Below are 17,645 nucleotides of genomic sequence, written 5' to 3' on the forward strand. Positions count from 1 at the left end.
CATCCATGAGCTTGCCCACTTCTTTTCACACCCTTCTGGAAGCCCGCCTGACCGAACGCACCGCAGGTGCGGTCTCACGCAAGCGCTTCGCCGAAATCTGCAACCGCATGCTCGCCAGCGGCATCATCTGGCGTGAACACTCCAAGCCCGAGCAAGCGCTGTATGACGACGCCTCGATGGTGGAAGAGTTGCTGCGCGAATGGTTCGACGTGCTGGGCTTCTCCCTGGTGCACGATGTCGACGCCAATCTGTTTCGGCTCTACCCGCCGGGCGATGACCAGGAAGACGAAGAGGGCGTCAAGCGCCTCCGCGCCCGGCTGTCGCGTGACGTGGTGGCCGCCGCATTGGGCTTGCGCTTTCTGTACACCGAAGGGCTCACTGGCAAGCGCGAGCTGGTGAACCAGGAGCTGGCCATCAGCCTGGAAGAGTTGTCGCAGACCCTGGTGTCGTTGGTGGGCATGACCTTGCCTTCGTCCATGGCCGAGCGCGGTCAGCTCTTACGTGAACTGCGCAAGCTGCGCCTGATCCGCTTCAAGGACGCGGATGGCCTGGGCCAGATGGACACCCTGGTCAGCGTGCTGAGGCCCATCCTGTCTTTCGTCAGCGACGAAGCCTTGCAAGACGTGCTCCGCATGATGCAAGCGCGCCAGGACGCAGCAGCAGCAGGCACCAACGCCGCAGGGGAAGGCTGACATGCGGATTGCCAAGCTGATCACCCTGAATTGGGGCACGATTGACGCCCGCGATTGGCCGCTGGCCGACGCCACCTTGCTGACCGGCGAGTCGGGCTCGGGCAAATCAACGCTGCTCGATGCCATGCAAGCGGTGCTGACCGCTGCCCGCCAAGGCGTCTTCCATTTCAATGCGGGGCAAAACGAATCCACCCAAAGTCGAAGGGGTGGCAAGGAGCCGCGCACGCTGCACGCCTATGCCTTGGGCCAATGCGGTGGTGATGTGTTCTTGCGCACACGCTGCACCAGCTATGTCGGCCTGGTGTTCGAGCCTTCCACAGGCGAGAACACCGAAGGCTTCACGGCGCTACTGGGCATCGACGCCCACGCCGAGAATGGGCGCGCAGATGGCGGCCGCCCGCAGTTCTTCTTGGTTCGCGCGGCGGTGTCCATCGAGCACCTAGTGGCCACACCGAGCGCTACCAGCGCCACAAGTACAACTGGCATCACGGCCACTCCTCGCCCGCTGAGTCTCAAAGAGCTGTTGCCCCAACTGCAAGTGCGCCTGGGTCTGAACCCCGATCAGCTCAGCCGCCATGAAGGCAAAGACAGCTACCTGCAACACCTTTATGGCCAATTGTTGGGCAAGAAATTCGTGCCTGAAGGCGACGCCACCCGATGTGCCCGAGCCATCGTCAAGGCCATGGCCTACCGCGAAATTGGCAACGTCAACGATCTGGTGCGTGACGAGATCCTTGATGAGAAGGACTTCTCGCAAGAGGTGGGCAAGCTCCGCCAACTGATGCAGGAGATCGCCCGCCTCAAGGCCGACGCCGAGCGCCTCAAGCTCAACATCGACCGCCTGCAGCTGGTCGACGAAGCCGCCACAGACGTGGTCGACCTGCTGCGCAAACATGTTGTGGCGCTGAACGCCCATGCGCTGCGCCTTCACCGCGAATGCGATGCAGAACGGCTGAACGTGACGCGGCAACAGCAACGTCTGCTCAAGCAGGCCAGCGAATCGCAAAACACGCTGGAAGCCATCACCCTGCAACGTGAACGCGTGACCACTGAGCTGGCAGTGGTTCAGGGTGAGCTGAACCTCAGCAGCGTGAACCAGGAAAAGCAACGCCTGGATGCACGCGCAGCCCACCTGGCCCAGCAGTTCCACAAAGAGTGGGCGCGGGTGCAACAGGCGGCCGAGCAGATGAACCAAGTTCTGGGGCATGTCGGCCAGCTGTTAAAATTGGACGTTTCAACGTTGCCCGAGCTGCAAGAAGCCGTCGACCGGCTCAAGCCCATCGCCCACTTGGCCCAGAAGCAATGGGGGCCCGCACGCGAACCGCTGATCGCCCCAGCCCGTCTGGACGATGACCTGGCCGCGTTCGAACTGGAGCCTCTGGACCACGCCCTGAAGGCCCTGGAAGACGCCCTGGTGGGCACCGACCAGTCTGTCATGACCGCCTTGATGGCGGCACGCAGCCAGTTGCTTCAGCAACAACGCAATTTGAAAGACGAGCAAGCGTCTTTGCGCGCCGAACAAAAGCTCTTGGTGCAAGGGCGCTCACCTGCGCCACCTGATGTCCAGCAGGCCTTGACACTACTGGAAAGCGAACTGCCCGCCGCCCGGGCGCGCATGCTGGCCGCCCTGATCGAACCCAAGCCCAGCAGTGCCTGGCAACCGGCCATCGAAGGCTATATGGGCCGCGACCGCTTTGCCATCATCGTCGAGCCCGAGCTCGAAGAAGATGCCATCAAGCTCATCAAGCGCCACTTCGCACGCCGCTCCCCCAAGATCGTGCAAGGCAGCAAGGCCATCGAAGACACGCGCGATGCGAGTCTGCTGCCTCAGGCTGTCCTCCATGAGGTGGTCTGTCACCACCCGGTCGCGCATGCCTATTTGCTGGCCCTTTACCGCCGCGTGCTCAAGGTCAGCTCCGAAGCCGAATTGCGCAAGACCCCTCAAGGGCTGATGCAACAAGGTCTGGGCAGCCGCGCCTACGGCATGTTCGCTTGCCTGGCCAGCGATCAGGAACTGGCCTTTGGTACGGAAAGCCGCAAACGGCGCCTGGCCTGGGTCAGCCAACGCCTGGATGCGCTCGTGCCCGAATTGAACAACTTGGGCAACCTTGATCGCTCATTGCAGTTGGTGATGGGCTGGTTCCAACGCGTGGGCGCAGATTCCTTGTCGCAGGCGCTCGGCGAGGCACTGGACACCCGCTTGCACCACGTGAGCGTGCAACTAGACCTAAGTCGCCTGGACACGTCCAGCATCGAGGGCCTCATGCAGCGCAAGGCCGATCTACAAGCCAGCTTGGACACCTATGCACAGGAATGGGATGTAGAGCAGCAAAAGGTGGGGGTGCAAAACAAGGAACTGGCCAACACGACCAGGAAACTCACCGAACTGGATGCACGCTTGCCAGAGCTGACGCTTCAAGTCACCAACGCCAGCGTGTGGATCAGCCGGTTTGCATCGGCAGCCCCAGGGGTGGTCACCGAGGTGCAGTTGCAAACCGAGGCCCAAGAACTGGGCGAAGCCGATGAGCCCGTCACTGGCACCCTGGCCAATTGGGTACACAACACGGCCGACAACCTGCCTGACCGGCTCAAGACCCTGCGCAACCACATCGCCACCTACCTTGCCGGGGCCCGCACCGACGAAGAACGTTTCACCTGGGCAGAACCGCCACGCTTCATCGAGCACATCGAGGCCATCTTGCAGGCCGTGCAGAACGTTCAACAGGCAGCGCGCGAGCAAATCCGACGGCAAGACAACATCGGCCTAGCCGAGAACGTGGCCCGCCTTGAAAAGGCTGAAGGCACCTTCAACCACGTCTTCACCAGCGATTTTTGCTTCCAGGTGCGCCGGGACGTGAAGGATGGCTCGGCCGCCCTGCGCAAGCTCAGCAGTGAACTCAAGGCCATCCAGTTCGGCGTGGACACCTACGACGTGATGCAAGACTGGGTGCCGCGCTTCAAGGCTTACTACGACTTCTTTGAAGCGCTGGATGCCGTCGTCGATCAGCTTGACAAAGACAAAGGCTCCATCTTCGACGCGCCTCAGCTTTCGCAAGATCACCGCGAAACCGCACAAGACATCAAACGGCTGCTGCTGTCGCAAGACCAGATCGCCGCAGAGCGCTCGCTCAAGGAGTTGGCTGACTACCGCAACTACCGCCGCTACGACATCCACCGGATTGTGGGTGGGCACGCCACGCCGCTGTCCACCTGGGGCACAGGCTCGGGCGGTGAGTTGGAAACCCCCTTCTACGTGATCCGCGCCGCTGTGCTGGCCCACGCGCTGGGGCACTTCGGGCGGGCGGCCAACGCTCCCGCGTTGCGCGTGATGCTGTCCGACGAAGCGTTTTCCAAAATGGACGAAAGCCGCTCACGTGCCGTGCTGCGCTTCTTGTCGCAGAACATGGGCCTGCAGTTGATCGTGGCCATGCCGACGTCCAAGTCCGGCGCCATCAAGCCCGAGTTCGACAAGGAGTACACCTTCTCCAAGCTTCAGGCCCAAGCCGATGGGCAGACGGTCTACCTCAGCGAGGTACAAGAAAAGGACTTCAAGCGAGAGGCCATGGCGCAACTGTGGGCCGACCATGCCCAAGCCGCGCGTGAGCAGGCTCGGCAAGCATTCGAGGCCCAGAAATGAGTTCGCCTTCACCTCACCCCATGCTGCTCAGGCTCGCCCATGCTTTGTTGAGCAAAGCAGATCGCAGCCTGGGTCATCGCAGCGTCACATTGAAGCTGGATGCCAAGGTACTGCCCGAACTGCATGCCACGCAGACACCCGATGGGCTTGCAAGCATCGATGCACTCTTGCAGTCACTGGTGCAAACAGGCTGGGTCTCGCTGCGGACCAAGAAGCCTGAGGCCTTTCAGACGCTTGCCGATCAAGACCCCACGCTGGCACTGAAGGATGCAGATGCCTTGGCGTTGTGGTCTGGCCATCAACCAGCAGGACCGAAGTGGAGCCGCGACCTGGTTCAGCAGCTCAGCGCTCCAGGGGTGCTGGACGTGCCCGATGCACCGGCCTTGCTGGACTACCTGCAGCGCAACCCCTTGCCCTGGTTTCAAGGCCTGGCCGCTGCTGAATGCGCGCGCACGCTCAACGGGCTGGCGCAAGCCTGCCGCTCGGGGCCATCGGGCTACTTGCGCCAACTGTCGGCCAGGCATTTCAGGGGCCACAGCAAGGTGCTGGATAGCCGCGAAGAAATGCTGCGACTGCTGGGTGCTCGTGAGGGGCAGTTCCTGGAGGCCCCCATTCAACTGCTAGTGAGCCTGCCACCTGGCGGCGGTCAGACTCAAGCCCAAGCGGCCGCACCAAGTGTGCTTTTCATCGAGAACCTGGTGAGCTTCGAGTACATGGCGGATGCACGCCTGCTGACTTGGGCAGACGCCACGCTGGTCTACGCCTCAGGGTTCAAAGGTGCCGCAAGGCGCTTGCGTACACCGCAAGGCAGCACACTCTACTGGCGACATGCAGCCACCGATGCCGGCCGCCTTGCGTTCGCTGATTGGCTCTATGCACACGACTCGGTCAGGCAAGAAACCACATCCGTCCACTTCTACGGCGACCTGGATTGGGCTGGCATGCAGATCCTGGCCCATCTGCGCCAAAGCTTTCCGAACTGTGAGGCTTGGCAGCCTGGCTATGCGGGCCTGTTGTCCTTGATGGCTGCAACAGGTGGACACCGCCCAGAAATTGCCGCCAAAGAAGGCCAGGCGGACCCAGGTTTCACAGGGTGTGCCTATGCCGATGCCGTGCTGTTGCCAGCATTGCGGCAAACCGGACTTTGTGTGGATCAAGAAGCCTGGCCTTGATGGTCAATCGCGCTTGTGGCGCTTGAGCCCGTGATAAACACGTTTGAGCAAATGCTCCAGTGCCAACCTTCGGAAATCACCGTCGCTCATCAACTTGCCAAAGATGTCTTCGTTGCCCTCCATGCGCTCAATCACCAGGCCCTCAAAGGCCTGCTCAAACACATAGCGGAAGTCTTCTTCTGAATTGTTTTCGGCGGCCTTCTGCAAGGCCTCGCTTTCCATCGCCTCTTCCTGAATCTGATCGAAAAACAACTGGTCGGCTTGGGTGAAGTCGGTGCCAAAGCGCTCGTTGAGGATGTCGATCAGCTCTGACAAGCGCACCATTTGGTCGGGCTGACCTGTGCCCACATCGCCTGGCCCTTTCAGGGCCTGAGCCTGACCTGAGTTCAAGTCAATGCGGCCTTCGTTGATTTTTTGAAGCCTGTAGAACTGCAGCTCAACTTCGTCCTCAACCTGAACCACATTGCCGCCCTGACGCTTGGGCAACTTGGTCAGCAAGAAGCGCAAGTAGGTATACAGCTGCTCCAGATCACTGTCTTGATACGGGATCACCTGCGACAAGAAACCATACAGATTGCGGAAGTTGATCAGCAAGGCCTTGATCTCATCGCCCTCGACTTCATCAAGCTCTTTGAAACGCTCGACCGCCGGATCAAGAATCCCGTTCATGGTGGCGTGGTCACGCACCGATATCTTGCGCTCTGGCTTGAAGTAAACCCCGCAAAACGCCTTGACCTCCTCCGCATGGATCAGTCCTGTCTCTTCGATCTGGTGGTGCAAACGATAGAGATGGTGGGCATCCGTCAAAGGCTCGGTGGGCGTGTCTTCGTAGTAGGGTTTGAAGGCCTTGAAGATGTCTTCGGGCTTGTTGCGGAAGTCCAGAACAAAGGTGTCTTCCTTGCCTGCGCAAGTGCGGTTCAAGCGAGACAGCGTCTGCACGGCTTGCAAGCCCGTGAGCGTGCGGTCCACGTACATGGTGTGCAGCAAGGGCTGGTCAAAGCCGGTCTGGTACTTCTCGGCCACGAGCAACACCTGGTACTGATTGGTGTCGAACGCTTCTGGCAGTTCTGTTTCCTTGATGCCACCATTCATACCGACTTCCGTCCAGCTCTTGCTAGGTGCATCCGGGTCTTCCACCGCGCCTGAAAATGCCACCAAGGTTTTCACATCGGTATAGCCCTTCTCTGCGATGTACTTGTCGAACGCCAGCTTGTAGCGCACCGCGTGCAGGCGCCCATCCGTCACCACCATGGCTTTGGCACGGCCCCCGATCTTGTGGCGCACATGGGTGCGAAAGTGCTCCACCATCACTTCGGTCTTGGTGCGCAGGTTCACCTCATGGAAGGTGAGGGTGCGGGCCAGCGCGCGCGCGGCCTTCTTGCGCTCCACATGGGGATCTTCATCGCCCACCTGCACCAGGTGGTAGTAGGCCTCGTAGGTGATGTAGTGCCTGAGCACATCAAGGATGAACCGCTCTTCGATGGCCTGGCGCATCGTGTAGAGGTGAAAGGGCGCTTCGCCCGTCAACCCAGGTTCGTCAAACACCTTCTTGGTCTTGTACTTGGGCGTGGCCGTGAACGCAAAGAAGCTCAGGTTGGGTTGCTTACCACGCCGAAGCATCTCGCGCACCACGCCTTCAAGCTGGTCGGCCTCGTCATCGCCCTCCACGCCCTGCTCGGCCACATACTGCGTGGCCGCTTCTTGCACGCCATGGGCATTGAGCACGCCCTTGAGCTGCATGGCACTCTCGCCTGACTGCGAGCTGTGGGCCTCGTCCACGATCACGGCAAAGCGCTTGCCTTGGGTGGAGATGCCCAGCCGCTCACGCTCATGGGGGGGCAGCTCTTCGCGCAGCTTGTCCAGCGTCTCGGCCACGAAGGGAAATTTCTGCAGCGTGGTGATGACGATGGGCGTGCCCGTGGCCAAGGCTTGCACCAGCTGGCGCGTGTCCTCATCGATCTTTTGCACCACGCCTTGTTTGTGCTCGAACTGGTAGATGGTGTTTTGCAGCTGCTGGTCCAGCACACGGCGATCGGTCACAACGATCACCGTGTCGAACACCTTGGCATCGTGCTCGTCGTGCAGGCTCGACAAGCGATGCGCCAGCCAGGCAATCGAATTCGATTTGCCCGATCCCGCCGAGTGCTGCACCAGGTAATTGCGCCCAGGCCCGAACTGCCGCGCATGCGCCACCAGGCGGCGCACCACATCCAGTTGGTGGTAGCGCGGGAAGACCATCGTTTCCTTGGTGATCCTCTTGATGCCGGCGTCGGTAACGATGCGCTTGTCCTCCGACTGCAGGTGCATGAAGCGGCCCAGGATGTCCAGCAGGCTATCGCGCTGCCACACTTCGCGCCACAGGTAGGCCGTGCGATGGCCGCCATCGGCTGCGGGCGGGTTGCCTGCGTGCCCGCCATTGCCCAGGTTGAAGGGCAGGAAGTGCGTTTTGTCGCCCGACAGGCGCGTGGTCATGAAAGCCTGATCGGTGTCCACCGCAAAGTGCACCAAGGCGCGCTTCTTGAACTCGAACAGCAATTCGCGCGCGTCGCGGTCTTTGCGGTATTGGGCTTGCGCGTCCAACACCGTCTGGCCCGACATGGCGTTCTTCAACTCCGCCGTGACCACAGGCAGGCCATTGAGAAACAGCACCACATCCAGGCTCTTGCTGTGCGCCTCGCTGTAGTAAAGCTGGCGCGTGACCGTGAGCTGGTTGAGCGCATACAGCGCCTGTGTTTGCGGGTTCAGGCCATTGCTGGGCGCGAACACCGCCACCCGCAGCGTTTTGCCGTAGCACTTGAAGCCTTGGCGAAGCACTTTGAGCAGGCCCTTGGTGTCCAGCTCCTTGGCGAGGTGGTCGAGCGCCACGGCACCCGTTTCATCGCCATGGATGTTGACCAGGCTTTGCCACAGCTTGGGCTGCGCGGCCTGGATGAAGCCCAGCACCAGCACAGGGTCCAGGGCCCGCACCTTGTCATAACGGCCCTGTGCGGGGCCGTGGCGGTAGTCGATGAACTGGTAGCCGCCATGCTCACACAGGTGGGCGACGATGGCATCTTCCAGGCGGGCCTCTGTGTGTTTTTTCATGGCGGTGATCAAGGAGGATCAGGCTGGATCGGGGATGGTGATGTGGCGCACGTCGATCTGGCCGGTGACGGCGGCGGTGATGAGGGCGGTGCGATATTCGGTGAGGTGAGCGATTGCAGCCGCCGCTGCTTTCACCAATGTCTCGACTTTTGCCACCTCAATATCAAGCCAATCGGCAATGTCTCGTTGCTCTGTCATTGGTGGCTGAGGGAAGTGGTAACGCCTGAGCTGATCAGCCGTGAGATGCGCGATGGTTGATGCACCTTCGACAGCAAACACCCCAGTGTTGACGGCCCAAAGCATCGTGTAATAAATGAACCTCGGAATCTCGAGCAACTGATCACCCCTCAACCTGTGCACAGCCTTCTGATACCCGACCACGTCCTGAACCTGACCGACGACCGCTGATCGACCGACCTCGCCACCTTCGCACACCAGGACGTCGTTCTCCTGGATTGTGTAGCGCGGCAACTCATCCGCCATGATGTCCATTTCAGGCAAATTATCAAAGTTGATCTGGTCCCATTGCACATCGACATTCCGAAGATAGGGAAGCAAATGCTGCCCTTTGATGCGCTTCTCATCCAGCATCTTCCCCAGCTCCACGCTGTAACGCATCTTCAACGCCGGGGTCAACCAATGCGACGGAACATCACCCAACCATGCAATGCCGGAGGGTCGCAAGGGCGCATCGGGATCAAGCCCCTTGGTCACCGCATGGGTGATGACCGCCAGCCTCTTTTCCTTCAGCTTCTCAATCAGGTCTTGCTTCTTGACGATCAGTGCGTCGATCTGGGCGGTTTTCCAGTCTAGAAAAGCAGCAATTTGCTCTTGCTCGGGCAACGACGGGTAAGGCAACAGGTTGTTCAAATACTCGCCAGCGTCCAGGTTCTGAATCCCTGTGGTTTGCTTAATGGCTGGCTCATTCAACCGGCCTGCGTAAAGCGCCGCGTGCGCATATGCCCAAAATCTCGATGACTGCCCCTCGGCTACCGGCATGCGCGCCACAAAGTTCGAACACACAGCGGCGAACTCATGGTCAAAGTGAACCACGCAACCCACCAGTTGTTTGTCGCCACCGCCTGATTTTTCAATCAGCAAATCGCCCTTTTGGATTTGACGCGAAGCTCTCTGCTTCGCTTCAACAGAGCGAATCGTCAAGCGTTCGGTGTCTACACGAAAGCTCGTACGGTCAAAGTCTGCCACCCGCAGACACACGATGTCATCCTCTGATCCGTCAGGCTCTTCGCCCCAAATGCCGTTCTCGCAAGCAATGACAGACCATTTCAGTCGATGTTCTTCCCAGTCTTGCGGAATCTCGCGAAGCCAAGAAGTCCTGCTTGGTTTGTACGCTGGGTAACGGGGGTACTTCACGTCTTCGTCCCCTTGACCCGCTTCTCCACCGCCTCCAACGCTTTCATGTCCTCCGCATCAGCGGCCAGTGCGTCAGCCTGCCGACGTTGCGCATCAAAGCGCTCATAGCGTTCGTACGCCACCTGCTTCATGCGCTCGTTGCTCACCGAGCCTGCGCCTTGCAAAATGGCGCGGTCGTTGAAGGCCAGCAGCTTGTCCACGTTCTGGCGCCAGTAGTCAAGAGTGAGCTGCTGGCGGTCTTTGGCACGCAACTCGGCTTGTTCCAGAAAGATCACAACCAGGCGGTTGAGCGTGTCCACCTCGTCGGCGCTCAGGTAGTTCTTGGCCACGATCACATCGGCCTTGCGCACGCGGCTGCCATCCCAGGTGTTCAGCGCCATGTTGGGTGCATCGGCATTGGCGCGCGCCACGATCAGCTCGGCGGCCGTTTTGTGTGTCACGGCGTACAGCAGCTTGTTTTGCACCTCGGCAAAGAACAGGTGCGCAGCGGCATCACTGGCTTGGTAGTCGGCGCTGAGCGCAAACAGATCCCGCACCTTCTGGTAGAAGCGCTTTTCAGACGCCCGGATCTCGCGGATGCGGGCCAGCAGTTCGTCAAAGTAATCCCAGCCACTGGGGTTCTTGAGGCGTTCGTCGTCCATGACGAAGCCCTTGACCAGGTATTCGGCCAGGTGCGCCGTGGCCCATTGGCGGAACTGCGTGCCACGGGGTGAGCGCACCCGAAAGCCCAAAGCCAAGATCATGTCCAGCCGGTACAGCTTGGTGCGGTAGCGCTTGCCATCGGCGGCAGTTATTAAGTCTTCTTTAATAACTGAATCGGCCAGCAGTTCGCCCTCTTTCAAGATGTTGCGGATGTGGATGTTGACGTTGGCCACCGTGCCGCCAAACAGCTCGGCCATCTCCATCTGAGTCAGCCACAGGCTTCCATCCACGGCCCTGAACTGCACGCGGGCCAAGCCATCGTCCGTCTGGTAGATGATCAGCTCGCTCATGCGGTCACCTGCTTGAGCATGGCGATGATGTCGCGCTCCAGGTTTTCGATGTCGCGCTCAATGGCATCCAGCGGGCGAGGGGGCTCGTACTCGTAGAAGTGCCGGTTGAACGGGAGCTCGTAACCCACCTTGGTCTTGCTGTGATCGATCCAAGCGTCGTGCCGGTAGGGCAGCACTTCGGCCTTCAGGTAGGCCTCGCAGTGGTCTTGCACCAAGGCCAGCAAGGGTGCCAAGTCCAGCTTGCCTTTGTTCTTTTTGTTCTCATAGCCCAAAGGCAATGGCAGGGCGATGCCGGGCGGCAGCGGCACGTTTTCGATGTCGCGCAAATCAGGGTCGGGCTCTGACTCGCCTTTCTTGTTCCAGCACACCTCGGCCTTGGGGTCTTTCTCGCCCAATGCACCGTGGGCCAGCAAAGCGGCTTTCAAGGCAGTGTCCAAGTTGATGTCGGCAGCCTTGAACGCTTCGCTCAACTGCTCATCGAACTCGGCGCGGTCCATCACCAGCTCACCCTTGGCAAAGGCAGGCTTGAGGCTGCCCAGCACTTTCAAGATGGCCTCCTGCGCAGCCTGACCAACCAGGATTTCTTCTTCGATCTTGGCCTTGTTCTTGCGCTTGCGCGAAATGGCCAGGTTCTCAAACGCGCCGGTGCGCTGCACGCGCTCGATGCGCTCATCGGTCACGGCAAAGTTCAAGCGCAAGGGGCGCTCTACGGTGATCTTCAAATAACCAAATTCCTGGTTGTCAAAGATCTTGCTGACAAACAGGGATTTGGTTTGGTCGCGCTTGGTGTCGATGTTGGTTTGAATCTCGCCCAAGCTCATGCGCACGTCGTGCTTGAAATCGGCATACAGCCTAGTCAGCGTGGCGATGTGGTTGGGTGAGCCATCTGGCGTGTCGCTGCTGCCATCGGTGCCGTCGCCCAGGCGCTTGCGTTTGTCGCCCAGGCTCTTCTTCATCTTGCGCGCAAACTCGACGCCGTTGATCAACTGCACCTTGCCAGCACGCTCAGGCGGCTTGCGGTTGGTCACGATCCACACATAGGTGGAGATGCCCGTGTTGTAGAACAACTGGTCGGGCAAGCCGATCACCGCTTCTAGCATGTCGTGCTCGATGATCCAGCGGCGGATGTTGCTTTCGCCACTGCCTGCATCGCCCGTGAACAGGGGCGAGCCATTGAACACCACCGCGATGCGTGCGCCTTCTCCGCCTTCTGCGGGTGCGGGCTCCATCTTCGAGATCATGTGCAGCAAGAACAGCAAGGCGCCGTCGTTGATGCGAGGCAGGCCTGGGCCAAAGCGGCCGCGTTCACCGAACTCGTTGTGCTCTTTGGTGACGTTGTCTTTTTCGGGCTTCCATTCCACGCCAAAGGGCGGGTTGGCCAGCATGTAGTGAAAGCGCTCACGGGGGTGGCCGTCGCCATCCACAAAGCCATCTTTGGCTTTGCCGGTGCCCAAGGTATTGCCAAAGACGATGAACGAGGTGTCTTCGCCCTTGATCATCAAGTCAGAGCCACAAATGGCGAATGACTCAGGGTTGTACTCTTGGCCAAACAGCCTGACTTTGGCGCTCGGGTTCAAGCCGGTATCCGGGTCGGCAATCAGTTTTTCTGATTCCGACAACATGCCGCCGGTGCCACAGGTGGGGTCATAGATGCGAATGACCTTGCTCTCTCTGTAGACCAGATCATCATGGGTGAACAAGATGTTCACCATGAGCTTGATGACCTCACGCGGCGTGAAGTGGTCACCAGCCTCTTCATTGGCTTGCTCGTTGAAGCGCCTGACCAGGTCTTCAAACAGGTAGCCCATCTCGATGTTCGAAATGCGGTCAGGGTGCAGATCAACGGCGGCCACTTCCTTCACCACCTCAAACAGGCGGTTGGCCTCATCGAGCTTCTCGATCTCTTCTTCGAACTTGAACTTCTCGATGATCTTGCGGGCCTTGCCTGAGAACCCTGCGATGTAGTGGTTCAAGTTGGCAGCGAGCTTGTCGGCATCGCCCAGCAGCTTCTGAAACGTGAAGTCGCTGGTGTTGTGGAAAGCCAGTTTGAACTTGTTGTTGATCAGTTTCTCGATGAGGTCAGCATCGTGTTTGCCCTGTGCCTTCAAGGCCTTGTGATACTTGATCACATCGTCTTTGGTGGCTTCAAGCACGCAATCCAGGCGGCGTAGCACCGTCAACGGGATCATCACGCGGCGGTACTGGGGCGGCCGGTAGGGCCCCCGCAACAAGTTGGCGATGTTCCAAATGACATCGCCTTGTTGCTTGAGTGCCTCGTAGTTCTTCATCCCTTAAACCTACACAATTCAAATGCAAGAGGCCTGTTCAAGTTGTTTCGCAATGATTGCGAACAAACTAAAACAGGCCTCTCAGATACTTGGCGTCAAGCCAAGCAAACATCACGCATCAATGTTCGTTGCCCGCAGCGCGTTCGTCTCGATGAAGTCGCGGCGCGGCTCCACTTCGTCGCCCATCAGCATGGTGAACACACGGTCGGCTTCGATGGCGTCTTCGATCTGCACGCGCAGCAAGCGGCGCACGTTCGGATCCATCGTGGTTTCCCACAGCTGCTCGGGGTTCATTTCGCCCAAGCCCTTGTAGCGCTGGCGACCCACCGAGCTTTCGGCTTGTTGCAGCAACCAGGCCATGGCAGCGCGGAAGTCGCCCACCTTGGCTTCCTTGGCCTTTTCTCCCTCACCGCGACGCACCAAGGCTTCACCGGTCAGCAGCCCCTTGAAGGTCGTGCCAGCCTGAGCCAGTGCTTCGTAGTCGGCGCCGTGCACAAAGTCGGCATTGATGATGCTGTACTTGGTGTTGCCGTGGAAGATGCGGCTGATGCGCAGCACCTGCTTGTCGGTGCGCACATCCAGCTCAGCCGTGACTTCGGCGTTGTGCAGCGCGGCCTTCAAGGCAGCGGCACTGGCTTGCGCCGTTTCGGCCGAATCCAGATCCAGGGTCAGGCCGTTGGCAATGGCACGCAGGGCTTCCACGTCCATCCAGTTGCCCAGGCGTTCCACCACGCTGTTGGCCTTCACGTAGGCATGGGCCAGGCTTTGCAGGGCTTCGCCGCTGATGGCCGGCTTGCCCTCACCAGGGTCCACTGTGGCGCCGTCCAGCGCGACCTTCATCAGGTACTCGTCCAGGGCGCCTGCGTCCTTCAGGTATTGCTCCTGCTTGCCGTGCTTGACCTTGTAGAGCGGTGGCTGTGCGATGTAGATGTGACCACGCTCGACCAGTTCCGGCATCTGACGGAAGAAGAAGGTCAGCAGCAGGGTCCGGATGTGCGCACCGTCCACGTCCGCATCGGTCATGATGATGATGCGGTGGTAGCGCAGCTTGTCCGGGTTGAAATCGTCGTTGCCCGCGCCACGACCAATACCGGTGCCCAGCGCCGTGATCAGCGTGAGGATTTCATTGCTGGTCAGCAGCTTTTCGTAGCGGGCCTTCTCCACGTTCAGGATCTTGCCGCGCAGGGGCAGGATGGCCTGGAACTTCCGGTCGCGGCCTTGCTTGGCCGAGCCGCCGGCGGAGTCACCCTCCACGATGTAGATTTCGCACAGCGCGGGGTCTTTTTCCTGGCAGTCGGCCAATTTGCCGGGCAGGCCCAGGCCGTCGAGCACGCCCTTGCGACGCGTCATTTCGCGGGCCTTGCGTGCGGCTTCACGGGCACGCGCGGCTTCCACGATCTTGCCGCAAATGATCTTGGCGTCGGTCGGGTTCTCCAGCAACCAGTCGGTCAGCAGGCGCGAGACGATCTCTTCCACCGGCGCACGCACTTCCGACGACACCAGCTTGTCCTTGGTCTGGCTCGAGAACTTGGGCTCGGGCACCTTCACCGACACAACGCAGGCCAGGCCTTCGCGCATGTCATCGCCACCGACTTCGACCTTGGCCTTCTTGGCCAACTCGTTGTCTTCGATGTACTTGTTGATGACGCGGGTCATGGCCGCACGCAAGCCGGTCAGGTGGGTGCCACCGTCACGCTGCGGGATGTTGTTGGTGAAACAGAGCACGTTCTCGTTGTAGCTCTCGTTCCACTGCATGGCCACTTCGACACCCACGTTGGTGCCGTTCTCAGACACCTTGTCGCCCTGCGCATGGAAGATGCTCGGGTTCAGGATGTTCTTGCCCTTGTTGATGAACTCCACAAAGCCCTTGACGCCACCGGCGTAGGCAAAGTTGTCTTCCTTGTTGTGGCGCTCGTCGATCAATCGAATCTTGACGCCATTGTTCAGGAAGCTGAGTTCACGCAGGCGCTTGGCCAAAATGTCGTAGTGATACTCGTTGTTCTCTTTGAAGATCTCGGTATCCGGCAGGAAGTGCACCTCGGTGCCACGCTTGTCGGTTTCGCCGATGACCTTCATCGGACTGACTTCGACGCCGTCGCGAACCTCGATCAGGCGGTCTTGCGGCACGCCCTGCTTGAACTCGATGTAATGCACTTGGCCGTCTCGGCGCACCGTCAGGCGCAGCCACTTCGACAGACCATTCACGCACGACACGCCCACGCCGTGCAAACCGCCCGACACCTTGTAGCTGTTCTGGTTGAACTTGCCACCGGCGTGCAACTCGGTCAGGGCGATTTCAGCAGCCGAGCGCTTGGGCTCGTGCTTGTCGTCCATCTTGACACCGGTCGGGATCCCACGGCCGTTGTCGCTGACGGAAATCGAGTTGTCGGTATGGATGGTGACGACGATGTCATCACAGTGCCCCGCCAGCGCTTCGTCGATGGAGTTGTCCACCACTTCGAAGACCAGGTGGTGCAGACCCGTGCCGTCGGACGTGTCACCGATGTACATGCCCGGGCGCTTGCGAACCGCCTCCAGGCCTTCCAGGATCTGGATGCTGCCTTCGCCATAGCCCGTGTCAGCGGGTGCCGCGACGGGAATTTGTGGCTGCTGATCAGGTTGGATGGCGTCGGTCATGGGTACAAGCGCTTGGTAAAGGATGGACCAGCGATGTGGTTCCAGAAATGGAAAAGGGATCCCCGATTTGACAATGGGGGACCCCTATTCTAGCCCGTGCCCGTCAGGGCACGATTGGGAGAGCTGTCGCGGGCATGCCTCAGATGCGCATCGGCATCACGACGTACTTGAAACCCTCGAACTCGGGGTTGGTGATCAGGGCCGAGCTGTTGGCATCCTGCAGCGACACGGTCACCATGTCCTGGCTCATGTTGGCCAGCACGTCCATCAGGTAGCTGACGTTGAAACCGATCTCGAAGCTGTCGCCACCGTAATCGATTTCAATTTCTTCCTTGGCCTCTTCCTGCTCGGCGTTGCTCGAGGCAATGCCCAGCAAACCGGGCTGGAAGTTCAGGCGCACGCCCTTGAACTTGTCCGAGGTCAGGATGGCTGCACGTTGCAGCGAGGCCAGCAAGGCCGCGCGACCCAGCGTGATGTGGTGCTTGTGGTTCTTGGGGATGACGCGGTTGTAGTCGGGGAACTTGCCCTCGACCAGCTTGGTCACGAACTCCAGGCCCCCGAAGCTGAACTTCGCCTGGTTGCCGGCAAAGCGCATTTCGATCATCTGCTCTTCGCCATCCTTGCTCTTGCCTTCGTCCTTGAGCAGACGTTGCAACTCCAGCACGGTCTTGCGCGGCAAGATGACTTCCTGCTTGGGCATGTCCACATCCAGATTGGCCTGGGCAAGCGCCAGACGGTGGCCGTCGGTGGCAACCAGGGTCAGGCTGTTGCCTTCGGCCACGAACAGGATCCCGTTGAGGTAGTAGCGGATGTCATGCACTGCCATGGCGAAGTGCACTTGCCCAATCAAGGACTTCAGCGTCTTTTGCGGCACGCTGAAAGCAGGACCGAAATCAGCAGCTTCCTGCACCAGCGGAAAATCTTCAGCAGGCAGTGTTTGCAAGGTGAAACGGCTCTTGCCACCTTGCAGGGTGAGCTTGTTTTGTGCAGCCGTCAGCGACACGATCTGATCAGCAGGCAGGCTCTTGAGGATGTCGCCCAGCTTCTTGGCACCGACCGTGGTGGCGTAGTCCCCTTCATCGCCATCCAGTTGGGCGGTGGTCCGAATCTGGATTTCCAGATCGCTGGTGATCAATTCTAGCGAAGGACCCTGCTTGCGCAACAGGACATTGGCCAAGATGGGCAAAGTGTGGCGGCGTTCCACGATCCCGGCCACGGATTGCAGGGCGGCAAGAACTTTTTCCTGGGCTGCTTTCAACACAATCATCTTAGTCTTTCAAATTGGTCGTTGTAGTAGAGGGCGACCTTTTCTGTGAACAACGCTATTTTGTCCTGATCCTTCAAGGATTTAGCCGCAGGACAAGCTTGTGGATCCTACCCCGGTTCGCAATGGGGACAAGAGACAACAACTCTGGAAAAACCCGGCCCCCTGTGGACAAGCGGGAACTTGTTCAATTTTTATCCACAACCTTGTTGGCTTGACAGCCTATCAGCTCATTTGGCAGGGGGCTTTAAACGCGTCAAAACGGGCGCAGAGTGCTGTGAACAAGCCTGTTCATCAAAAAAGGATAACCGCCTGGTTTTCCACACGCACAAGCCGTTTTGACAAGTTGTTGTGCAACTGTCCCTGTCTTCCGAGCCTTGAACTCCACAGACTTTGAGCGCATGCAACTGCTTGACTTGACTGAGGAAAAGTGACTTGTCCACACAAAAAGCACGCCTCTACTACAACCACCAAGGAGATATTGAAGAGATAGTGTTGTGGAGAA

At 59.4% G+C, this 17,645-nt stretch carries 9 protein-coding genes; 3 read left to right on the forward strand and 6 right to left on the reverse strand.

The window, feature by feature from the left end; translation table 11 throughout:
* The first annotated feature begins 5 nt into the window (after nt 1–5).
* Genes ACOYNB_RS00330 through ACOYNB_RS00340 form a run of 3 tightly spaced genes read left to right on the forward strand, consistent with a single transcriptional unit; the run spans nt 6 to nt 5,501 of the window.
* Entirely contained in the window at nt 6–692 is a 687-nt protein-coding gene (locus tag ACOYNB_RS00330; protein WP_422837123.1) for a DUF4194 domain-containing protein, read from the forward strand.
* A 1-nt stretch (nt 693) separates the two neighbouring features.
* On the forward strand, nt 694–4,329 hold the full coding sequence (locus ACOYNB_RS00335) for an ATP-binding protein (protein ID WP_422837124.1): 3,636 nt from the start codon (nt 694–696) through the stop codon (nt 4,327–4,329).
* Nucleotides 4,326–5,501 carry a Wadjet anti-phage system protein JetD domain-containing protein gene (locus tag ACOYNB_RS00340; protein ID WP_422837125.1) on the forward strand — a complete coding sequence of 392 codons (1,176 nt, stop codon included), beginning with the start codon at nt 4,326–4,328 and terminating at the stop codon, nt 5,499–5,501. The genes ACOYNB_RS00335 and ACOYNB_RS00340 overlap by 4 nt, the downstream gene beginning before the upstream one ends.
* A gap of 3 nt (nt 5,502–5,504) precedes the next feature.
* Here the strand turns inward: ACOYNB_RS00340 and ACOYNB_RS00345 are convergent, their stop codons facing one another.
* From ACOYNB_RS00345 to dnaN, 6 genes are all read right to left on the reverse strand, one after another.
* Nucleotides 5,505–8,585 carry a type I restriction endonuclease subunit R gene (locus ACOYNB_RS00345; RefSeq protein ID WP_422837127.1) on the reverse strand — a complete coding sequence of 1,027 codons (3,081 nt, stop codon included), beginning with the start codon at nt 8,583–8,585 and terminating at the stop codon, nt 5,505–5,507.
* Nucleotides 8,586–8,603: 18 nt separating this feature from the next.
* Nucleotides 8,604–9,959 carry a restriction endonuclease subunit S gene (locus tag ACOYNB_RS00350; protein WP_422837128.1) on the reverse strand — a complete coding sequence of 452 codons (1,356 nt, stop codon included), beginning with the start codon at nt 9,957–9,959 and terminating at the stop codon, nt 8,604–8,606.
* Entirely contained in the window at nt 9,956–10,951 is a 996-nt protein-coding gene (locus ACOYNB_RS00355) for a virulence RhuM family protein (RefSeq protein WP_422837129.1), read from the reverse strand. Before ACOYNB_RS00355 ends, ACOYNB_RS00350 begins: the two co-directional genes overlap by 4 nt.
* Nucleotides 10,948–13,239 carry a type I restriction-modification system subunit M gene (locus ACOYNB_RS00360; RefSeq protein WP_422837130.1) on the reverse strand — a complete coding sequence of 764 codons (2,292 nt, stop codon included), beginning with the start codon at nt 13,237–13,239 and terminating at the stop codon, nt 10,948–10,950. The genes ACOYNB_RS00355 and ACOYNB_RS00360 overlap by 4 nt, the downstream gene beginning before the upstream one ends.
* 111 nt (nt 13,240–13,350) lie before the next feature.
* Nucleotides 13,351–15,876: a DNA topoisomerase (ATP-hydrolyzing) subunit B gene (gene gyrB, locus ACOYNB_RS00365; protein WP_422837131.1), complete on the reverse strand. Its 2,526-nt coding sequence runs from the start codon at nt 15,874–15,876 to the stop codon at nt 13,351–13,353.
* 139 nt (nt 15,877–16,015) lie between these two features.
* Complete coding sequence (gene dnaN, locus ACOYNB_RS00370) at nt 16,016–17,143, reverse strand: DNA polymerase III subunit beta (RefSeq protein WP_374258880.1); 1,128 nt, start codon at nt 17,141–17,143, stop codon at nt 16,016–16,018.
* Nucleotides 17,144–17,645 lie beyond the last annotated feature (502 nt).

Origin of the sequence: Aquabacterium sp. (assembly GCF_049317225.1) — a bacterium.
Lineage (GTDB): Bacteria > Pseudomonadota > Gammaproteobacteria > Burkholderiales > Burkholderiaceae_C > Aquabacterium.

Excerpts from the sequence above, each read along its gene's own strand:
- ACOYNB_RS00330 (WP_422837123.1), top strand. The coding sequence starts at position 6 with ATGAGCTTGCCCACTTCTTTTCACACCCTTCTGGAAGCCCGCCTGACC.
- ACOYNB_RS00335 (WP_422837124.1), top strand. The coding sequence starts at position 694 with ATGCGGATTGCCAAGCTGATCACCCTGAATTGGGGCACGATTGACGCC.
- ACOYNB_RS00340 (WP_422837125.1), top strand. The coding sequence starts at position 4,326 with ATGAGTTCGCCTTCACCTCACCCCATGCTGCTCAGGCTCGCCCATGCT.
- ACOYNB_RS00345 (WP_422837127.1), bottom strand. The coding sequence starts at position 8,585 with ATGAAAAAACACACAGAGGCCCGCCTGGAAGATGCCATCGTCGCCCAC.
- ACOYNB_RS00355 (WP_422837129.1), bottom strand. The coding sequence starts at position 10,951 with ATGAGCGAGCTGATCATCTACCAGACGGACGATGGCTTGGCCCGCGTG.
- ACOYNB_RS00360 (WP_422837130.1), bottom strand. The coding sequence starts at position 13,239 with ATGAAGAACTACGAGGCACTCAAGCAACAAGGCGATGTCATTTGGAAC.
- gyrB (WP_422837131.1), bottom strand. The coding sequence starts at position 15,876 with ATGACCGACGCCATCCAACCTGATCAGCAGCCACAAATTCCCGTCGCG.
- dnaN (WP_374258880.1), bottom strand. The coding sequence starts at position 17,143 with ATGATTGTGTTGAAAGCAGCCCAGGAAAAAGTTCTTGCCGCCCTGCAA.